Here is a 17,889-nt window from a genome sequence, read left to right as displayed (position 1 = left end):
TCGCTACCGCGAAACCTTCGCCTCCGAACGCATCCTCCGGAGGCGGTGGGGCGGCGCGGCCGCCGGCGGAGATACCGGGGCGCCTGCGCCCGGGAACATCTCGTCGGGCGATGCGTCTGGCTCGGAGGTGCGGGAAACGGTGTCGTCACCGGACGGCGCTGGCGCCGATTCCCCATTGCGCGAGGCGGCGGGGGGCGGGGCCATGCGGCGCGCACTGAATTTCGGCAGTGGCTGCGCCGGCTTGGCGGGCGCGGCGGCTTTGGCGCTTTCCTCTTCGGCTTTGGCGCGCGCCTCCTCTGCCGCCTTGCGCGCCTGCTCGGCCTCGGCGGCCCTCTTCGCTTGCTCGGACGCCTGGCGTTCGGCTTCGGCTTTGGCCGCGGCATCCTTCTTCTGGGCCGCCTGGGCCGCGTCGTCGGCACGCCCGCCGCCGCTCTTTTCGGCAAGAAGTGCGCGGCCGCGCACGGCCTTTGCGTCCTCCGGCCGGCCCATCTTGTCGTAGGCCACCGCCAGGCGCTCGCGCGAGGCGGCAACGCCCGGCTGTCCGGGGGTCTTTTCGCGGATGGCGAGCGCGCGCTGCAGCAGCGGCTCCGCCTCGGCATACTTGTTCTGCGCCTCGTAGAGGGAGGCCAAGGTGTCGAGCGCGTTGGCGACTTCCGGACTGTCGGCGCCCTTCTTCTCCGCCAGTGCCAAGGCACGCTGCGCCAGCGGCACCGCCTGCGCGTACTTGCCGGCCGCCTTCATCTGCGCGATCTGCCGATTAAGCGCCGCGATATCCGTTGCCGGACCTCTGCGGCGCAGCGCTCTTTTGCGCGCCGCGTCCTCCGCCTCGCCGTAGCTCTGCCACGGCGGCCAGCGCTCCTGGGCGCCGGCCACATCGTGCACAAGGATCGAGAACAGCGCGAGCAGCAGCAAGCTGCTCAATGATGCAATCGTCTGACGGGCAGGCACGGCAATAATTCCTCAAAAAGGCGGCAATCGACGCGCCGCATTACTCCCCGGCTGTGGCCCCCTTAGGGCGCCGTGTAGCGCCAGTAATCGCCCTTCGGCGACGACGTGCGCACGAGTGCCGGCAGCCGCTCATTGGGCGGGCGCAGGCCGCTCAGTATGAGCTTACCGATGTCCTGCAACAGATCGTTGTTCTCTGCGTAACCGGAATGGTTGAGGGCGAAGCTGTCGGTCGACGCCGCCGAGACATCGATGGTTTCGATGCCGGGCACGATGAGTGGGCCGGCCGCCGGCACATCGCCGGCCCGCGGGTTGCGCCAGAAATTGCGGGAAATGATCAGTGCCCGGTCGTTGGAGGCGGCGTACAGGGTCACGCCTTTGGCGATTCCCTCGATGCGCTGTGCAAGATTGGCGAAGTTGTCGGCATCGACGTCGGGTGCGGCGAAGATCACCTCGTTGATCGCCACCTCCTGCGGAGCCGCCGAGCGCATGTCCTTCAACACATCGAGCAGCGGCTGGTTGCCCATCGAGTGGGCGATGATACTCACCGACTTCGCCCCCGTCTGTTTGACGACGAGATCGAGGAACTGCCGCAGGTATGGCTCGGAGGCCGTCGCGCTCTCGCGGTCGTAGGTGTAGCTCGCCACCGCCCCACCCGATGGCCAGCTGTAGAGGAACGCCGCGCCGTCGAACTTGAGGTCATAGGCGATTTGCGCGGTGCGATAGACGGCGTGATCGAACGCGGTGTTGTAGCCGTGCACGAAGACGAGCGCGTGATCCTTGTAGCTCTTCGAGGCGGCGATGCGCTGGCGCGCCAGCGTCAGGAACTCGTCTTGTGGCAGCCTCTTGATCTCCTGCATGGTGAAATGCTTGGCGGGGTCCTCCGCCTCCTCGTAGATCGTCACGTCGAAATACGGGATCTTCACCACCCATGGCCGCTCGATGTTCGGTACCTCATGCGCCTTCGGCACCGTGACCATGGCGCGCCCCAGCTGCAGCCGCCGGCCGCGCTCGGAGTTGAAGTGCAGCCGCTTCGCGTCGGGCTGCTCCTCGCGGTCGGTGCCGAAGAACACCGGCACCACGTCCCACGCCGTCTGCTCGGCCATTGTCGCTACCGGCGGCGCCGCGCCGTCGGCAGGCTCGCCCTCGCCCAGTCGCTCGTCGCGCTTGACTTCCGCCGTGGACGGCGCGCGCGCGGTAGCCCTAGCGTCCTCTTCCGCCCGCCGCACCTCATCTTCGAGCGGCGATGAAAGTTGCGGCTTTCGCCCAACCTTGGCGTGATCAAACGTCGGCGTGAGTAGCAGCATCACGGCGGTCGGCACGGCAATCAGCAGGAGCAGCCCGACGCGGACCAGAATCATGGTGCCCCGCGAGCTGCCCGATGTGGCGCGCCACGCGAAACCGTAAACGATGAGTGCCAGCAGAACGCCGAGAATGGCGACGACCAAGCCGGAAAGTGCGGGCATCGGTGCCCCCCTGTCGTGCACCTCTTCTCGCTCGCGGAGCACCTTATGAATGGCCGGCGCCGACGGCAAGGTCTCGGTTGGCGCATAAGCGTCGGCATGCCGCGCTTGCGAACAGCGATTTCATCCAATTATCAACAGGGTCGCCAGATTCGAGGAGCACCAATGCGCACCACCACCGCCGCCGCAACGGGACCGTCGCTCGCCGCCTACATCGACGGCGTCCGCTCCGGCGACCGCGCGATGCTGGCGCGCGCCATCACGCTCGTCGAAAGCACCAAGACCGAGCATGCGGCCCTGGCGCAGAAACTGCTGCAGGCCCTGCTGCCCGACACGGGGGGCGCCTTGCGCCTCGGCGTCACGGGCGTTCCGGGCGTCGGCAAGTCAACGACCATCGACGAGCTCGGAATGAACCTCGTCGGCAGCGGCCACCGCGTTGCCGTGCTCGCCGTCGATCCGACCTCCAAGCGCACCGGCGGATCGATCCTCGGCGACAAGACGCGCATGAGCCGGCTGGCGCAGGAACCCAAGGCCTTCATTCGCCCCTCGCCCACCTCCGGGACGCTCGGCGGCGTCACCCGCAAGACGCGCGAGACCATGGCCCTGTGCGAGGCTGCCGGATTCGACGTCATCATCGTCGAGACGGTCGGCGTCGGCCAATCCGAGATTGCCGTCGCCGACATGGCCGACTTCTTCCTCGTGCTCCTGCTGGCCGGGGGCGGCGACGACCTGCAGGGCATCAAGAAGGGCATCATCGAGATCGCCGACATGATCGCCATCAACAAGGCGGACGGCGACAACGTCACGCGCGCCGAGCGCGCCGCCGCCGAATACCGCGCCGCCCTGCAGATCTTGAACCCGCCGTCGCCGACGTGGTCGCCGCCCGTCATCACCATCTCGGGGCGCGAGAACAAGGGCCTCGACAAACTGTGGGAGAAGGTGCTGGCGCATCGGCAGGCGTTGACTGCATCGGGCGAGTTCGCCCAGCGGCGGCAACGCCAGGCCGTGGCGTGGATGCGCGATATGTTGAACGATCGCATCATGGCGAGCGTTCAGTCGAACCCCCACGTGGCGGCACGACTGCCCAGCCTCGAAGCGGAGGTGCGCGAGGGGCGACTGTTGCCGACGCTGGCCGTGGACGAGATAATGGCGCTTGCCGGCGTGCGGGCTTGAGCCATCGCCGGAACGAGCGTGCCGTGGCCATACCGCGTCCGACCATTCTACTCACCGGGTTCGGCGCCTTCCCGGGTGTCGGCAGCAACGTCACGGCAGACCTGATCCCACAGCTCGCCGCTGCGGCGCGCGGAAGGTATCCCGGTCACGAGATCATCAGCGAGGTACTGCCTGTCGAGTGGAGCCGAGCACCATCGACGCTGGAGGCCTTGCTCGCGCGCGTATCGCCGCGGCTGGCGTTGCATTTCGGCGTCTCGCATCACGTCAGCGGCTTTCAGGTCGAGCTTATCGGCCGCAACGTGCGCGAGAGCCGCCGCGACGCGACAGGCAAGCTGCCCGATGGGGCGCACGTTATGCCCGCCGGCCCTCCCATTCTCGCCGCAACGCTGCCGGCGGAGCGCATCCTTTCGCGGCTGTCGCGCGCTGGCTTCCCGTGTTGCGCCTCGAACAACGCCGGCACGTACCTGTGCAACGCGCTGATGTACCACTCCCTCGCCGCCGCGCGCGAGCTGCCGACGCCGTTCCTGTCGGGCTTCATCCACGTGCCGGCGGCCCTTTCCGCCAGCCCCTGCACCGCCAAGGAAACTCGCGCCTGCCGGCTCACTTGGACCGCGGCCGTGGCCGGCAGCCTCGAAATCATCGCTGCCTGCCTCGACGGCGCGCCGGCCTAAAGCTCCGTTAACCGGCGCTGGCCTCAGACTTGCTTAGCTACGGCCAGCAGCCAGCCGGAATCTCGAGGCCATGACGCTCGACCGCCGAAATGTGCTTACTGCCGGCCTTGCCGCGGGTCTTGCGGCCGGTGCAGCAGGCGCCGGAGCACGCCCCACCGAGGCACGTGCAGGCGGCGTATCCGCCGGCGATTTCGGCCTCGTCTCCGGCAGCGCCGCCGATCAGGCCGCGGTGCTGCAGGCGGCGCTCGATGCCGCGACGGGCCGCGGCGCGCCGCTGGAGCTTCCCGCCGGCCGCTATCGCATCGGCGCCTTGGAGTTGCGCCCCGGCGCACGCCTCATCGGCGCCGTCGGTGCCACGACGCTAGAGTTCGCCGGTGGTGGCGCCTTCATCACCGCCAACCATGCCGACGGCGTCATGCTCGATGGCCTCGTCCTCGACGGCGCCTATCAGGCGTTCGACCGCGTCGACGGCCTCGTCGCCATCACCAATTCTCGCGGCGTGTGCCTGCGCCATCTGACGCTAACGCGCAGCCCCGCCAACGGCGTCTCACTCACCGCCTGCGCCGGCAGCATTGCCGACTGCACAATCTCCAACGTCATGCAGGCCGCCATCCGCAGCCTCGATGCCGCGCGACTCGAGATCGTCCACAACGACATCGCCGATTGCGGCAACAACGGCATCCAGGTGTGGCGGTCGGAAGTGGGCGAGGACGCCAGCATCGTTGCCGGCAACCGCATCGCGCGCATCAGGGCCGACAGTGGCGGCAGCGGCGAGAATGGCAACGGTGTGAATGCATTCCGCGCCGGCAGCGTGCTCGTTTCCGGCAACCGCATCAGCGACTGCGCCTTCAGTGCCGTGCGCGGCAACGCCGCCTCCGACATGCAGATCATCGGCAATTCGTGCGCGCGTCTCGGCGAGGTCGCTATCTACGCCGAGTTCAGCTTCGAGGGCGCGCTCATCGCCAACAACCTCGTCGACACGGCGGCGACCGGCATCACCGTCACCAACTTCAACGACGGCGGGCGCCTCGCCGTCGTGCAGGGCAACCTTGTGCGCAACCTGTTCCGCCGCGAGCACGAGCCGGTCGACAAGCGCGGCCACGGCATCACGGTGGAAGCCGACACGGCGCTCACCGGCAACGTCATCGAGCGCGCACCCACCGCCGGCATCGTCATCGGGTGGGGGCCATACATGCGCGAGGTGGTGGCGACGTCGAACCTCGTGCGCGCCTCGCGCGTCGGCATCCTCGTCTCCGCCGACAAGGCGGCCGGCGCGTGCCTACTCGCCAACAACATGATCTCGGGCGCCGAAGACGGCGCCATCCGCGCCATGGACGGGAACGGCCACGCCGTGGGCCCGGAGCTCAAGGACGGCGACGGCGATGACAAGCTGCTATCGATCGCCGGCAACCTGTCGGTTTGAAACGCCAAACACATTGAGGCCGGCGAGCGCATCCTCGAACAGCGCCGAGGAGCGCACCGCGCCCACCTCGAGCCCGCGCCACGTCTTGATGGCGCCCACTGGCATCAGCCCGCGCGCCGCCGGATAGAGCCGCTCGACGAGCGCCATCGCTGCCCCCGCCGCCGCGCGCTTGGCGCCATCCTCGATCTTCAGGGCAAAGCCGAGCCCCAGCTCGGGGAAGGCGCCGCAGTAGACGCCCTCGGCCCCCGTTTTCATGAACACCTGCCGCGGCAGAGCGCGCATGACGACAGTATCGGCGCGGCTTTTTCCGGCCACCATGTCGGGGTGCTCCCAGCACGCATCGAGAATGCGCGCCACGGCGGCACGCCGGGCTGCCGACATGCCCTCGCCCGTCGCCAGCTTGGCGAAAGTGCGCGCCAAGGCCGACAGCGGCATCGCCCAGTTGGGCACCGAGCAGCCGTCGATGCCGCGCACGTCGGCGCCCAGCGGCAGCCCGGAGAGGTCGGAGAGTGCGCGATGCACGCGCTGCTGCACCGGGTGGCTCGCTTCCCAGTAGCCGTTGGTTGGCTCGTTGAGGTGCACCGCCGTCGCCAGCATGCCGGCGTGCTTGCCCGAGCAGTTGTTATGCAGCTGCGTCGGGGCCTCGCCGGCGGCAATCAGTGCGTTGGCAGCCGAGGCGCCGAGCGGAGCATGTGCGCCGCAGCCGAGCGCGTCCTCGGTCAGCCCGGCGCGATCCAGCATCGTCGCGGCGAGGTGCGTATGCCGTTCGGTGCCGGCGTGGGACCCACAGGCGAGCGCGATCTCCGCCGGCCCGAAACCGAAGCGGTCGGCTGCCCCGGTCTCGATCAGCGGCAGCGCCTGCAGCGCCTTGATCGCCGAGCGCGGATACACAGCCCGCTCCACATTACCTAGGCGTAGGGCCAGGGCGCCCGACGGCGCCGCGAGGGCGAGGGCGCCGCGATGCCAGCTCTCGACCAGCGGTCCGCGCGTCACCTCGATGAGGATGGGGTCGGTCATGTCCCTCGCTATGCCGGCTCTATGCGCACACCATAGGCGGCAGCATCGGCCGGGGCGGCGGCACGATCAAGCCGGATGTGGCGCTACAGCACTAAAGAATGGGCGAGGCTGCGCTCAACTACTTTGCGGCGCACTTGGCCAGCTCAGCCTCGCGCTTCTGCGCCGTCGAGCGCGAGGCGTCCGGGCTCACCGAGGCGCACCAGGCCGCGTGCGCTCCCTTGTCGACCGACCACTCGGCACCCGACAGCCCGCACTTGAGCTTCAGGTTGCGCTGCTGCTGCTCGAGCGACGTCTTCACATACCAGTCGCAGTTGGCGTGCGCGGGCGCGGAAAGCCCGGCGGCGGCGCCGAGCACGGCCATCACCGAAAACGCTGCACGCAGCCAAACCGTCGTCATCGTATTCACCTTAACGTAAACGTCCTCTGCCGGATCGCTTGCCGACCCTAGAGCCGCCGCCATGAACCGAGACTGAATGCCCCCGGCCGGCCCGCAAGCGCCCTGCATCCCCCGCCGGCTCCCCGTTCCATACACCGCAATTGCGGCCTCGGCGAGCCGTCTGACGCGCCGCCGCGGGGGCGCCGAAATCGGCAAAATCCTGTCACTCCCGGAACAGCGCGACACGGGCGCCCTGGGACATTCTGCCCCCATGAACGGCCCGAAACGGCCGCACCAGTATGGAGAGTGGCATGCACGGACGCATCACGAAGTTCAGCCCGAAAGTCGGCTTCGGCGTCATCGAGGCCGAGGACGGCGCCAAGTACCGCTTCGCCAAGGACGAGGTCGTGAACCTCAACGGCAAGCTGGTCGGCCATAGTGTCGACTTTCTGGTCAGCGCCCGCCGCCCGAAGGACATCATCCTCATGACCGGCAACCCGTGGACCGTCTTCGGCGGCGGTCGCCACCACTGACGAACGGATCTGGAGCGAGCAGACAATGGCCATCACCTGGGACCTCACCGACATTCCGGCCGTCGACGCGGCCGATCTCGGTGCCGCGATGCGCGCCCTGATCGAGGACGGCCGCGGGCTCGTCCTGCTGCGCGGGGCGACCGACGCCGATCTAGACACCGCGCGCGCCACCCTGCAACGCCGACATCACGCAGAGCCGCAGCGCGCGCTTGCCGCTTTCGTTCGCTTCCGTCATCTCGTCGACGTGTTCGGCGCCCGCCGGCTCAAGAACCTGATGCTGGGCAATGGCCACGCACTGATGGCGCCGGCCATCGCCATCGCCGCCACGTTGCGCCTCAATGCGCATCGCGGCTTCAACCCGCAGCGCTTCCTCATCGCGCTCAGCGAGGCGCTCGGCACCAACGTCGTTGCGCTCGAGACACGCCAAGGTGGCGTCGCCGCGGCACAAGCAGAGCTGCTCGCCGCCTAGGCATAGGGCCCACGCACTGCGTGCCGCATCGCAGCGCGACTGATCTAGACCGTCGGCCGCCAAATCGCCCCCGCGACCCGCGCCAAGTTTCGCAACTGCGAGCAGCATCTCGTTCGCCAAGTCGACGAATTGCCCGCGCACGCGGCGCGCCTGTGGACTATGCTGCAGCAGTTGCCGCGAGAGCCGCCGATGCATTCGCTTCTTTCCAAGGCCGGTCTTCCCGCCGTCGGCATCTTCTCCGAGCTCGGCGCCGACGAGCGCGCCGCCCTCTTGGCCGAGCTCGAGACGCGCGCCCTGAAGCGTGGCGACGTCCTCGTCCGCCAGGGTGATGCTGCCGATGCGCTCTACATCGTCATCTCCGGCCGCTTCGCGGTCACTCTCGAAGGCCGCCGCGAGCCGCTCACCGAGATCGGCCCGGAGCAGCCGATCGGCGAGATAGCCTTCCTCACCGGCGGTGTGCGCACAGCCACCGTCTCGGCCATGCGCGACAGCCTCGTGCTGCGCCTCGGCAAGCCCGAGTTCGAGCGCATCTCGGCGCGCTGCCCCGGCATCTGGCGCACGCTGACGACCGCTCTTTCGCAGCGCCTCGCCGCCACCACCGTGCACGAGCCGGCGCCACCCGATCCGCGCCCGCGCACGCTGGCCATCATCCGTGCCGGCGGCTCGCACATCCCCGAGCGCTTCCTCGAGCAACTCACCGCCGTCTTCGCGGCCAACGCCAGCGCGCTGGTGCTCGATGCGGCGCGCGCTGGCGAGCTGCTTCCCAAGGGCGTTGCCCTCGATAGCGCCGAGGCGACGCAAGCCCTCAATCAGCTGGAAAGCTCGTACGACTACCTGATCTTTATCGCCGACGCCGAGCTCACCGCCTGGTCGCAGAAAGCCATCCGCCACGCCGACCTCGTGCTGGCGGTAGCGACCGACGGCGCCGATCCGACGCCCAACGCGCTCGAGCAGCTCGCCGCCGCCTTCGTCAACACCGAGGCGCGGCGTCTCGTCATCGTGCACGAGCGCCGCGAGCCCTTGAGCGGAACCGCACGCTGGCTGCGCCGGCGCAGCCTCGCCATGCACCACCACGTCGCGCTCGACGAACGCGGCACCATCGCCCGCCTCTACCGCTTCATCAACGGCACGGCTCTGGGCCTCGTCGCCTGCGGGGGCGGGGCCCTGTGCGCGGCGCACGTCGGGCTCTACAAGGCGCTGATAGAATCCGGCTTCGAGTTCGACATCCTCGGCGGCACGTCGGCCGGTGCGGCGATGACCGGCGCCTTCGCCATGAACAAGAATCCGGACGACATCGACCGCGGCACGCACGACATCTTCGTCACCAACCACGCCATGCAGCGCTATACGTGGCCGCGCTACAGCCTGCTCGACCACCGCCACTACGACGCGCAGCTGTCCCGCTACTTCGCCGGCACCAACATCGAGGACTTGTGGATTCCCTACTTCTCGGTGTCCACCAACCTGTCGAGCTACGAGCTGCACCGCCACGACCGCGGCGATCTGTTCCAGGCCATCCGCGCCTCCGCCTCCATCCCGGTGCTGCTGCCGCCGGTCTATACGCCGGAAGGAGAAATGCTAGTCGACGGCTGCCTGTTGGACAACGTGCCGATCGCCACCATGCACCAGTTGAAGAGCGGGCCGAACGTCGTGGTCAGCTTCGAGATCCCCGAGCTGGAGCGCTTCGACGTGAAGTACGAGACGCTCCCCTCGCGCGCCGAGCTGATCCGCATGAGCATCAACCCGTTGACGCGCGGCAAGCTGCCCGACGCGCCCGGCCTCACCACCGTGCTCATGCGCTCGCTGATGGCCGGCCGCGACGATTTCGTTCGCCAGCTCAAGCCGGGCGACGTGCTGTTCGTGCCGCCCATCCCGGTCGACATGGGCATCCTCGACTGGCATCGGCATGCCGAGCTGGTGCGCAACGCCTATTGGTGGGGACTGGAGGAGGTGCAGCGCTTGAAGCGGGCGCGCCATCCGCTCATCGCCGCCGTGGAGGCGGCCGCAGTGGCCGCCCGACAAGGCGGCTGATGCGAACGCACCGAAGGGGTCCGTTCAGCAGGGCGAGCGCGCAAGATTGTCGGGGGCGCGCGTCCACGTGAAGGTCTGGCTCAGGAGCTTGATGCCCTTGTAGCCGACCACCGTAAGCTTGCCGTTCCCCTGCGGCACCAGCTTGACGTCGAACTTGGCGTCTTTGTCGGGATCGTAGATCCAGCCCTCGTCGTAGGTGCCGTCGCCCATCGGCTTCACGTTGCCGAGAATTTCCAGACCGCACCCTTCGGCATTCGCCTTATCGGCGACCCATACGACCTTGCCGCACAGGGCCTCACCGCACCTGGTGATCTCCACCGCACCCCGTCCGGTATGATCGATCCATACGCCGAGAGGTCCCTCATCGGCCCAGGCGCCGAAGCTCATCGCCGCTGCCGCCAATACGGCCGCCGCGACACCCACCTTGACAAGCCTTGTCATCGTTCTTCCCCTGCGACTGTCCTTGTAGAATCGCCAGCACAGGCGATCCGGCGCACCCCACCATCTCGAAAATCATGTCTTAAAATTGCGCCGGGCAGATGTCACGCGCCAACGGCTCACATCGACGATAAGTGCAGATTCACGCGTTAGGACAATGCACAAGAGGCATGCCAGCGGCCGCGATATTGGCGCGCCATGCGCCACTCTTTCGCACCGGCGAAAGGAAACTGAACACCTGCATTGGCGCGGTCCGGCGCCCCGCCAGCTACTAAGCCAGCTCGGGCCTGGAGGCACGCAGCCGCTTGACGCGGCTCATCTCCACCAAGAGACCCGCGACTGCTGAACGTGCGCCGACTTGTCTCGACAGATGCACCGTGGTCACACGTCCTGCATTGCCGCGCGCCACCCCTTCTCATCAGCATGCCGATCAATTACCCTAACTTTTTTGGGCTCTCTCTTTTGACTAGGTGCTTTCAATGACATCTCTTAATCGCGAAATTGTGCGCGCCGACATGACCATCGCTTCATTCGACGCCTTGTTGCCGCACATCCCTCAAGACCACTGGAGCGAGTCTCGCATCCCATCGGGAGACCTTGATAAGAATGGGTTTGGCATCACTGACCCTGATGCTTGGCATGCGATCCTGAAGAAGATGCAGCGCCTGCTGTGCGAAGGCGCGCGAAAACAGGAATACCGCGCCATTTTCGACGCCCATCCCAATATCATTTCGATCCCGTTCTCCCGGGATACATTTGGCATCCCTCTGAACGACACGAACAAAAAACTGACCAAGAAGATTATGGGCCACGCGACGGAACGCACTTCATAACGGTGAGTAGAGTAGCTTGGGGTACAAATGTATACGCGTATCGCGGGGGGCGCCGCTGGCGTCGCCATAAGTCTAGTATGTAGCTTTTCCGCTCAAGCCCAGAACCTCCAGATCGACGCACTGTTTCCCAAGGATGCAGCCGGGCAGAGAACTATCTGCATGCCCAAGCAGACGGGATACGCCGTCGACAAGTCGCTGATAGCACGCAAGATCAGCATGAAGCTGGAGATTCCCTACGAGTTGCGCGCCAAGGCCAATGCCCTCGGAAAAGCCGAGCCAACCGCACGCTACGAGGGCGATCTGTATATGATCCTCGCCGGCCGGCCGTTTGGCGAAGGCGTGTATACGAAGGAGGAGGAGGAGGCCGCCGAGCTTATTGGCAGCGCTAAGGAGGACTTGAGCGGCTGGCTCACGGCACGGGCCTTGGTCAACGGCGAGGCGTATCGCATTATTGGGGCGCCCAGCCGCGCGGTGACCGCGTCCGATTGGTTTCGCGAGGGCTCTCCGATTCAAGTTGAATGCGTCAAGCTGGGGGCCGTGGCCGCCAAACCGGGGCAGCCACCAAAACCCATTCCGGTAAAGGTAGATCGGCTGTCAGAAGTCCCAGAGCGCATTCTCCTCAGGGGTAAGGAAAAGGATTTGAAGCTTCCCCGCAAGGCCATTGCAAAATCCGACTTTGCCAAGGTCGCGTATACGCATGATGAGCTTACGGGAGGCGCTACCGCTACAATTGACGGTGTTCTGGGGTATCGGCTGTGGGAATGGCCCGGCCCTGACTGCAAAGAGCGGGCGCACCAAGAGGATCCGGCGTGCGCAGACTGGATGGGTTATCTCATACCCTTCGTGAAATACAAGGCGATCGGCGAGACGAAGAGCACGGATACAAATCAGGCTACGTTCGGCGTGCAAGCCGCTCTCACCGTCGTCAACGTCGGAACCTATGTTCACGCACTGTCGTATGCGCTCGACGGCGCCTATCTAGTTGATTACGTGCACGCCAGCGAGCGAATAACCACGAAACTCATTATCGAACCGACGCTGCGGCTTGCTGACGGAACGCCGATTACCGGGATTCCCCTCAAGATTTCCGATGAGCTGTTGGTGCGGCCCGCATTGGCATTGGTGGCGCGCGGTGACTATGTGGAGGATCCAGGGACTGACGCAATGCTCAAGAAGGCCAGTTCCTATACCGCACTTGGCGCTGACGCTGGGCTGACCTTCTATCCTCAGATCGGCGGAGTTCTGGGGCGGACTAGTCTCGAAGTGACGTATCAGCACCGCACGATTACCGGCAAGTTGCCGAACGTGAACCGCTTCACGGCTTCGCTCAACTATCTGCCCGCCGACTCCGACTATCTATCCGTCGGCATCGAATACGTGAATGGCCGTGACGTTGACACGTTCAAGGATGAAGAACGGGTGCTCACCACCTTGGGGGTCCGCTACTAGCGGAGCGTCCGGCACCGAGCCTAAGCCAGCTCGGGCCTGGAGGCGCGCAGCCGCTTGACGCGGCTGCGTTTTGCCTTTGCCTCGCGCCGCCGTTCCTTGGAGGCACGCGTCGGCTTGGTCTTGATGCGCCGCTTCGGCACGACGCACGCCTGCCGGATCAGCTCGATGAGGCGCTGGCGCGCGTCCTCGCGGTTGCGCTCCTGCGTGCGGAACCGCTCGGCGCGGATGACGAGCACGCCCTCGTCGGTCATGCGCCGGCCGGCGAGGCGGGCAAGGCGCGTGCGCACCTCGCCCGGTAGCGACGGAGAGGCGCGCACGTCGAAACGCAACTCGACGGCGGTCGACACCTTGTTGACGTTCTGCCCGCCCGGACCCGAGGCGCGTATGAAACGCTCCTCGAGCTCGGCTTCGTCGAGCGTTACGCTCTCGGTGATGCGTAGCGCGCTCACTCCACTAATCCTTCCGCTTGCTCACGAACGGCCCGCCCCGCCAGCCCTTGAAGTCGCGGATGATCTCGCGCGCCGCATTGTGCCCCGGTGCGCCCGTGACGCCGCCGCCGGGATGCGCGCCCGAGCCGCACAAGTATAGCCCCCCGAGAGGGAGCCGATAATCGGCATAGCCGAGCCGCGGCCGTGCCGAAAACAGCTGATCGAGCGACAGCGCACCGTGGAAGATATCGCCGTCGACCATACCGAAGCGCTGCTCGATATCGAGCGGCGAGAGGACCTGGCGGGCGACCACCGACCTTTTGAAGTTCGGCGCGTGCTTGGTCACCGTGTCGACGACGAGGTCGGCGAACGCTGCCTTCTCATGTGCATTCGCCCAGCTCCGCCCCCCGGGAAGATGCGGCGCCACGTGCTGCACGAACAGGCTAGCGACATGTTCGCCCTGCGGCGCCAACGTCTCATCGAGCGTCGAGGGAATGAGCATCTCGATAACGGGCTGGCGCGACCAGCCGGTCATGCGCGCGTCGAGATAGGCGCGTTCGAGGTAGTCGAGCGTTGGGCCGATGATGATGCCGGCGCCGTGGTGATCTTGCGCATGCCCCCCCGGGCAACACGTGAAATCCGGCAGCTCGGCCAGTGCCACATTCATGCGGAAGGTTCCCGAGCCCGTCCGCATGCCGGTGAAAAGGGCGCGCGTCTCCTCGGCCACGGCATTCGCCGACACGAGATCGCGAAACAGGAGCTTGGGCGGCACGTTGGCCGCCACCGCGCGCGCGAATACCTCCTCGCCGCCGGCCAGCACCACGCCTGCCGCAGCGTCGCCGCGCGTGATGATCTGCTGCACCTTGGCGCCAGTGCGGATGCGAACTCCGCGCGCCTCGGCCGCCGCCGCCATCGCCCGTGTGATGGCGCCCATGCCGCCGATGGCGTGCCCCCATGCGCCACGTTTGCCATTCACCTCGCCGAAGCAGTGGTGCAGCAGCACGTACGCCGTCCCGGGCGTCGATGGCGCGGCGTAGTTGCCGACGATGCCGTCGAAGGCGAAAGCGGCCTTCACCACGTCGCTTTCGAACCAGCCAGCGAGAAAGTCGGCGGCGCTGCGCGTGAAGAGGTCGAGCAGGATGCGCTTCTCATCGAGGCTCAGCCCCAACATGCGCCGCCCGATACCGGCACCCTTTATCAGCTCGACGATGCCCCCGCCAGCGTTGGGCGGCGTCGTCAGCACCAAGTCGCGCAGCACGTCGGCGGCGCGTTCCAGCATCGCATCGTAATCCGGCAATCGTTCCGCGTCGCGCTGCGAGAACTGCGCGATCGCCGCCTGCCGCTCGGCGAGGCCGCGTCGCATCAACAGATAGCGCGTCGCGTCCACCGGCCAGAAGTTGGCTGCCGGCCGATGCACGATCTTGAGCCCGTGCTTTTCTAGCTCGAGGTCGGCGATCACCTTGGGGTTGAGCAGGCTCACCGTGTAGGCGGCAACCGAGTTGCGGAAGCCGGGATGGAACTCCTCCGTCACCGCCGCCCCGCCGACGACATCGTTCTGCTCGAGCACCACGACCTTAATTTCCGCGGCGGCGAGATAGGCGGCGCAAGCGAGCCCGTTGTGACCCGCACCGATGATGGCGACGTCGATGTCAGAAGCCTTCATACCAGCCGTCATGGACGCTGCCGCTCGCGATCGATCCTGAGGTCTGCGCATAGCTCGCGCCGCTTTGTTGTTCCAGAGCGAACAATTTCTCACCGCCGATTAACACTGATTGGGCCCAACTTTGCGCGCTATCGAAGCGTTAGTGTCTCGTTTAGGGTCGCCGCCTAGCCTCGCCGTATCAGATCCGCACGCTCGGAGTTGGACCCATGCAGCTCGCCGCGAACGCCAAGGCCATCGCCCGCACCCGGGCCCACGATGACGCTGCGTTTCATCTCGCCGGCCTGCTGATCGTCTCGCTGTTTCCGGCGCTGTTCTGGACCGCACTCGCCGCCGGCATCGGCGGGGCCACCGGCTATGCGCCGGGTCCCCTCGCACTCATGACCTTCGGCACCGCCGTCGCAGTCTTCTGCGCCACCGTCTTCCACGCCCTAGTGGCGCGGATTTGAGGACGTAGGCCCCTTCCTGGCAAAGGAGCCTAGCGGCGGATCTGCAGCCGCGGATCGCCGCACTCGCTCTGCAAGACAACCTGCTCCGCCGGCTCCGCGAACGCCGAAAGTCCACCCGTGGGTTCGGTGCGGGGCGCGATCTGCCGATTCCGGCAGATGGCTGTATCGAGAACCCCAGGCGCATACTTGATCTTTATCGGCAGCACCCCGGTGAAGAGATTGCGGGAGATCTCGACGTCGGAAATATTCCGCGTGCCCTTCCTCCCCGCGATCAGCACCCCCGCTCCGCGGTTGTTGAGAAATTTCGAGCTCACGATGCGGACATTCTTGATCAGCTCCTCGTCCAGGTTGGGCTCCAGGTCGATGCCGGCCATCGGTGCCGTGCCTCGCGTGTTGGAAAATACCGAATTGGCGACCAAGAGCCCATCGGCCTCGATCACCGATAGTCCCTGACGGCGGTTGTAGTCGGCGGTGACCCCGCAGAAGCTGACGTCCTTCGCGTTGTCGACGAAGAAGCCGTCGCCCCACATTTTCTTCGAGGTCACGCTTCTGATCGTCACGTGCGCGGCGCCATCGCGAATGTGGATGCCGTAGCCGGACTCGCCGCGCTTTTCCAGATGCCGCTCCCGGTCACCTTCGAGCGTTCCCCCTTCCACGATGACGTTGGAGACGCCGGAGATCGTCAGCAGGTCGTGATGCGTCGCGCTGTTGGGGATGACCTTGAGGGTTGCACCGGGCGACAACCTCAGCGTCATGTCGCGCCCCAGCGAGAGGCGAGGCTGCCTGGTGGCATCGAGCATGTACGTGCCATCCGGCACGAAGAGCGTGCCTCCGGTCCCGGCAACTTCGTTGATGGCGGCCTGGAATGCCTCCGTATCGTCGGTGCGCCCGTCGCCGCGCACGCCCTTGTCCCTGACATTGACAACGAGCGGCGAGGCGGGCGCCTTGGCGCAGCCGTCAACGACTGGCTGCGCCGACGCTGTGCATGCCAGCAGGCAGGCAGCGCTCAGCGTGACGGCGAAGAGGGCCTGCCGGGCGGGTGCTCGTTCACTGGCCACGTGCGACCACGTCATGCAGCTTTGCAGCCGATGTCCTCAGCTCTCCGGCCATACGCCGGCGCGACGACAAAATGCACGCGGAATTGTGTCGGCGAGGCGTCGGCAACGTCGATCAGCTGACGCCGCCCCAGCCGCAGCGCAGCCTCTGGCACGTCCCGCCGCGGACGCCCTTGCACGAGACGCGAACGAAGCGGCACACACGGCAGCTGTAGCTCGACAGGCAGCCGCGGTAGGAGCCACCCCGGCGGAAGTTGCAGGTGAGAACTGTCTGGCAGTCGCGCTGCGGATTGATGAGACCGCCCGGCCCTTCCTGGGCGCACGCGAAGCCCGGGGCCATGGCGATTGCCGCGGCCAACACCATCGCAGAGATAGCCAAGCGCTGCATCTGAATGTCCCGATGCACCTCAACCCCGCACAGTGTGCTGGAGGCCGGCCGCGGTGGCAACCAAATGGCGAAATCTGAGTGCACGTCCCGCGCACGGGTGTGCCGTTGTGGCCACGCCTTGCATAGTGGCGCCTTGCGCGGCGGGCCGGTGCGCGGCCCGCCGCTGCCTCTCGACCTGTGGATTTACTCTGCGGCTTTGCGCGAGGGTTGCACGTAGGCCATGTAGTCGTTGAGCAGGTTCTCGGTGATCTGCCCGGGCTTGAACTTGTGCTCGCCGATCTCCGACACCGGCGTCACCTCGGCCGCCGTGCCGGTGACGAACACCTCGGTGAAGTCCTTCAGCTCCTCCGGCATGATCGCCCGCTCGATCACCTGATAGCCGCGCTTCTTGGCGAGCTCGATGACCGTGCGGCGCGTGATACCGTCGAGGAAGCAGTCCGGGTCAGGGGTGTGAATGACGCCGTCCTTGATGAGGAAGATGTTGGCGCCGGTACATTCGGCGATGCGGCCGCGCCAGTCGAGCATCAGCGCGTCGGCATAGCCGGCGCGCTCGGCGCGGTGCTTCTCAACCGTGCAGATCATATAGAGGCCGGCGGCCTTGCTCTTCGATGGTGCCGTCATAGGGTCGGGTCGGCGATACTTGGCCATCGTCAGCCGGATGCCCTTGAGCCGCTGCTCGAGCGGGAAGTAGGAGCCCCACTCCCATGCTGCGACTGCGAGATGAATCTTGGTCGCCTGCGCAGAAACGCCGATCTGCTCTGAGCCGCGCCAGGCGATCGGGCGGATGTAGCAGTCGGAAAGCTTGTTGGCCTCGACCACGTCGCGGCAGATCTGATCGATCTCGGCAGCGCTATAGGGCACCTCGAAATCGAGCGCCTTGGCGCTGTCGAGGAGACGCTGCGAATGCTCGGAGAGCTTGAAGATGGCGCCACCGTAGGCGCGCAGGCCCTCGAACACGCCGCTACCGTAGTGCAGCGCGTGCGTGAGGACGTGGATCTTCGCCTCGCGCCAGGGGACCATTTCGCCGTCGAACCAGATAAGGCCGTCACGATCGTGAAAGGGGGCTGGCCCGGACATGCGTTTTTCTC

At 66.5% G+C, this 17,889-nt stretch carries 19 protein-coding genes; 9 read left to right on the top strand and 10 right to left on the bottom strand.

Annotated features, from left to right (window positions below; all coding sequences use genetic code 11):
• Window positions 1-3 precede the first annotated feature (3 nt).
• Together F9K20_RS10345 and F9K20_RS10340 are read right to left on the bottom strand one after the other, a co-directional pair.
• Window positions 4-921: a tetratricopeptide repeat protein gene (locus tag F9K20_RS10345; RefSeq protein ID WP_291000898.1), complete on the bottom strand. Its 918-nt coding sequence runs from the start codon at window positions 919-921 to the stop codon at window positions 4-6.
• Between the two features lie 89 nt (window positions 922-1,010).
• Complete coding sequence (locus F9K20_RS10340; RefSeq protein WP_291000896.1) at window positions 1,011-2,411, bottom strand: alpha/beta hydrolase; 1,401 nt, start codon at window positions 2,409-2,411, stop codon at window positions 1,011-1,013.
• Window positions 2,412-2,573: 162 nt separating this feature from the next.
• On the opposite strand from F9K20_RS10340, the gene meaB reads away from it, so the two are divergent.
• From meaB to F9K20_RS10325, 3 genes are all read left to right on the top strand, one after another.
• Window positions 2,574-3,581 carry a methylmalonyl Co-A mutase-associated GTPase MeaB gene (gene meaB, locus F9K20_RS10335; RefSeq protein ID WP_291000895.1) on the top strand — a complete coding sequence of 336 codons (1,008 nt, stop codon included), beginning with the start codon at window positions 2,574-2,576 and terminating at the stop codon, window positions 3,579-3,581.
• 23 nt (window positions 3,582-3,604) lie between these two features.
• Entirely contained in the window at window positions 3,605-4,252 is a 648-nt protein-coding gene (locus F9K20_RS10330) for a pyroglutamyl-peptidase I (RefSeq protein WP_291000893.1), read from the top strand.
• 70 nt (window positions 4,253-4,322) lie between these two features.
• Complete coding sequence (locus tag F9K20_RS10325) at window positions 4,323-5,675, top strand: TIGR03808 family TAT-translocated repetitive protein (RefSeq protein WP_291000891.1); 1,353 nt, start codon at window positions 4,323-4,325, stop codon at window positions 5,673-5,675.
• Here the strand turns inward: F9K20_RS10325 and F9K20_RS10320 are convergent.
• The gene (locus tag F9K20_RS10320) at window positions 5,646-6,692 is read right to left on the bottom strand and encodes an asparaginase (RefSeq protein ID WP_291000890.1); all 1,047 of its coding nucleotides are present in this window, start codon (window positions 6,690-6,692) and stop codon (window positions 5,646-5,648) included. The genes F9K20_RS10325 and F9K20_RS10320 overlap by 30 nt on opposite strands.
• Before the next feature lie 118 nt (window positions 6,693-6,810).
• Window positions 6,811-7,089: a hypothetical protein gene (locus F9K20_RS10315; RefSeq protein ID WP_291000888.1), complete on the bottom strand. Its 279-nt coding sequence runs from the start codon at window positions 7,087-7,089 to the stop codon at window positions 6,811-6,813.
• 290 nt (window positions 7,090-7,379) lie between these two features.
• Here F9K20_RS10315 and F9K20_RS10310 point away from each other — a divergent pair, with 290 nt between their 5' ends.
• From F9K20_RS10310 to F9K20_RS10300, 3 genes are all read left to right on the top strand, one after another.
• Window positions 7,380-7,601: a hypothetical protein gene (locus tag F9K20_RS10310; RefSeq protein ID WP_291000886.1), complete on the top strand. Its 222-nt coding sequence runs from the start codon at window positions 7,380-7,382 to the stop codon at window positions 7,599-7,601.
• 25 nt (window positions 7,602-7,626) lie between these two features.
• Window positions 7,627-8,070, top strand: coding sequence for a hypothetical protein (locus F9K20_RS10305; protein ID WP_291000884.1), 444 nt, complete (start codon window positions 7,627-7,629; stop codon window positions 8,068-8,070).
• A gap of 189 nt (window positions 8,071-8,259) precedes the next feature.
• Window positions 8,260-10,101 carry a patatin-like phospholipase family protein gene (locus F9K20_RS10300; RefSeq protein WP_291000882.1) on the top strand — a complete coding sequence of 614 codons (1,842 nt, stop codon included), beginning with the start codon at window positions 8,260-8,262 and terminating at the stop codon, window positions 10,099-10,101.
• 24 nt (window positions 10,102-10,125) lie between these two features.
• Here F9K20_RS10300 and F9K20_RS10295 read toward each other — a convergent pair whose 3' ends face one another.
• Window positions 10,126-10,542, bottom strand: a complete 417-nt coding sequence (locus F9K20_RS10295; protein ID WP_291000881.1) for a DUF2147 domain-containing protein — start codon at window positions 10,540-10,542, stop codon at window positions 10,126-10,128.
• Between the two features lie 476 nt (window positions 10,543-11,018).
• Here F9K20_RS10295 and F9K20_RS10290 point away from each other — a divergent pair, with 476 nt between their 5' ends.
• Window positions 11,019-11,372 (top strand): hypothetical protein, encoded by a 354-nt coding sequence (locus F9K20_RS10290; protein ID WP_291000878.1) that lies wholly within the window; start codon window positions 11,019-11,021, stop codon window positions 11,370-11,372.
• Window positions 11,373-11,531: 159 nt separating this feature from the next.
• Window positions 11,532-12,821: a hypothetical protein gene (locus F9K20_RS10285; RefSeq protein ID WP_291000876.1), complete on the top strand. Its 1,290-nt coding sequence runs from the start codon at window positions 11,532-11,534 to the stop codon at window positions 12,819-12,821.
• Between the two features lie 20 nt (window positions 12,822-12,841).
• Here F9K20_RS10285 and arfB read toward each other — a convergent pair whose 3' ends face one another.
• Together arfB and F9K20_RS10275 are read right to left on the bottom strand one after the other, a co-directional pair.
• A complete protein-coding gene (gene arfB, locus F9K20_RS10280; RefSeq protein WP_291000874.1) occupies window positions 12,842-13,270 on the bottom strand; it encodes an alternative ribosome rescue aminoacyl-tRNA hydrolase ArfB in 429 nt (142 codons plus the stop codon).
• Window positions 13,271-13,274: 4 nt separating this feature from the next.
• A complete protein-coding gene (locus F9K20_RS10275) occupies window positions 13,275-14,924 on the bottom strand; it encodes a phytoene desaturase family protein (protein ID WP_367115918.1) in 1,650 nt (549 codons plus the stop codon).
• Window positions 14,925-15,118: 194 nt separating this feature from the next.
• On the opposite strand from F9K20_RS10275, the gene F9K20_RS10270 reads away from it, so the two are divergent.
• Window positions 15,119-15,358 carry a hypothetical protein gene (locus tag F9K20_RS10270; RefSeq protein ID WP_291000868.1) on the top strand — a complete coding sequence of 80 codons (240 nt, stop codon included), beginning with the start codon at window positions 15,119-15,121 and terminating at the stop codon, window positions 15,356-15,358.
• A 29-nt stretch (window positions 15,359-15,387) separates the two neighbouring features.
• Here the strand turns inward: F9K20_RS10270 and F9K20_RS10265 are convergent, their stop codons facing one another.
• The 3 genes from F9K20_RS10265 to F9K20_RS10255 form a co-directional block, all read right to left on the bottom strand.
• The gene (locus F9K20_RS10265) at window positions 15,388-16,431 is read right to left on the bottom strand and encodes a right-handed parallel beta-helix repeat-containing protein (protein ID WP_291000866.1); all 1,044 of its coding nucleotides are present in this window, start codon (window positions 16,429-16,431) and stop codon (window positions 15,388-15,390) included.
• A 97-nt stretch (window positions 16,432-16,528) separates the two neighbouring features.
• A complete protein-coding gene (locus tag F9K20_RS10260; protein WP_291000863.1) occupies window positions 16,529-16,801 on the bottom strand; it encodes a hypothetical protein in 273 nt (90 codons plus the stop codon).
• Window positions 16,802-16,984: 183 nt separating this feature from the next.
• Entirely contained in the window at window positions 16,985-17,878 is an 894-nt protein-coding gene (locus F9K20_RS10255; protein WP_291000860.1) for a branched-chain amino acid aminotransferase, read from the bottom strand.
• Between the last annotated feature and the right edge of the window lie 11 nt (window positions 17,879-17,889).

This window comes from Hyphomicrobium sp. (assembly GCF_009026145.1).
Classification (GTDB): Bacteria; Pseudomonadota; Alphaproteobacteria; order Rhizobiales; family Hyphomicrobiaceae; genus Hyphomicrobium_A.
The sequence above is the reverse complement of the archived record's forward strand: the minus strand, read 5'-3'. Positions and strand labels throughout refer to the sequence as shown.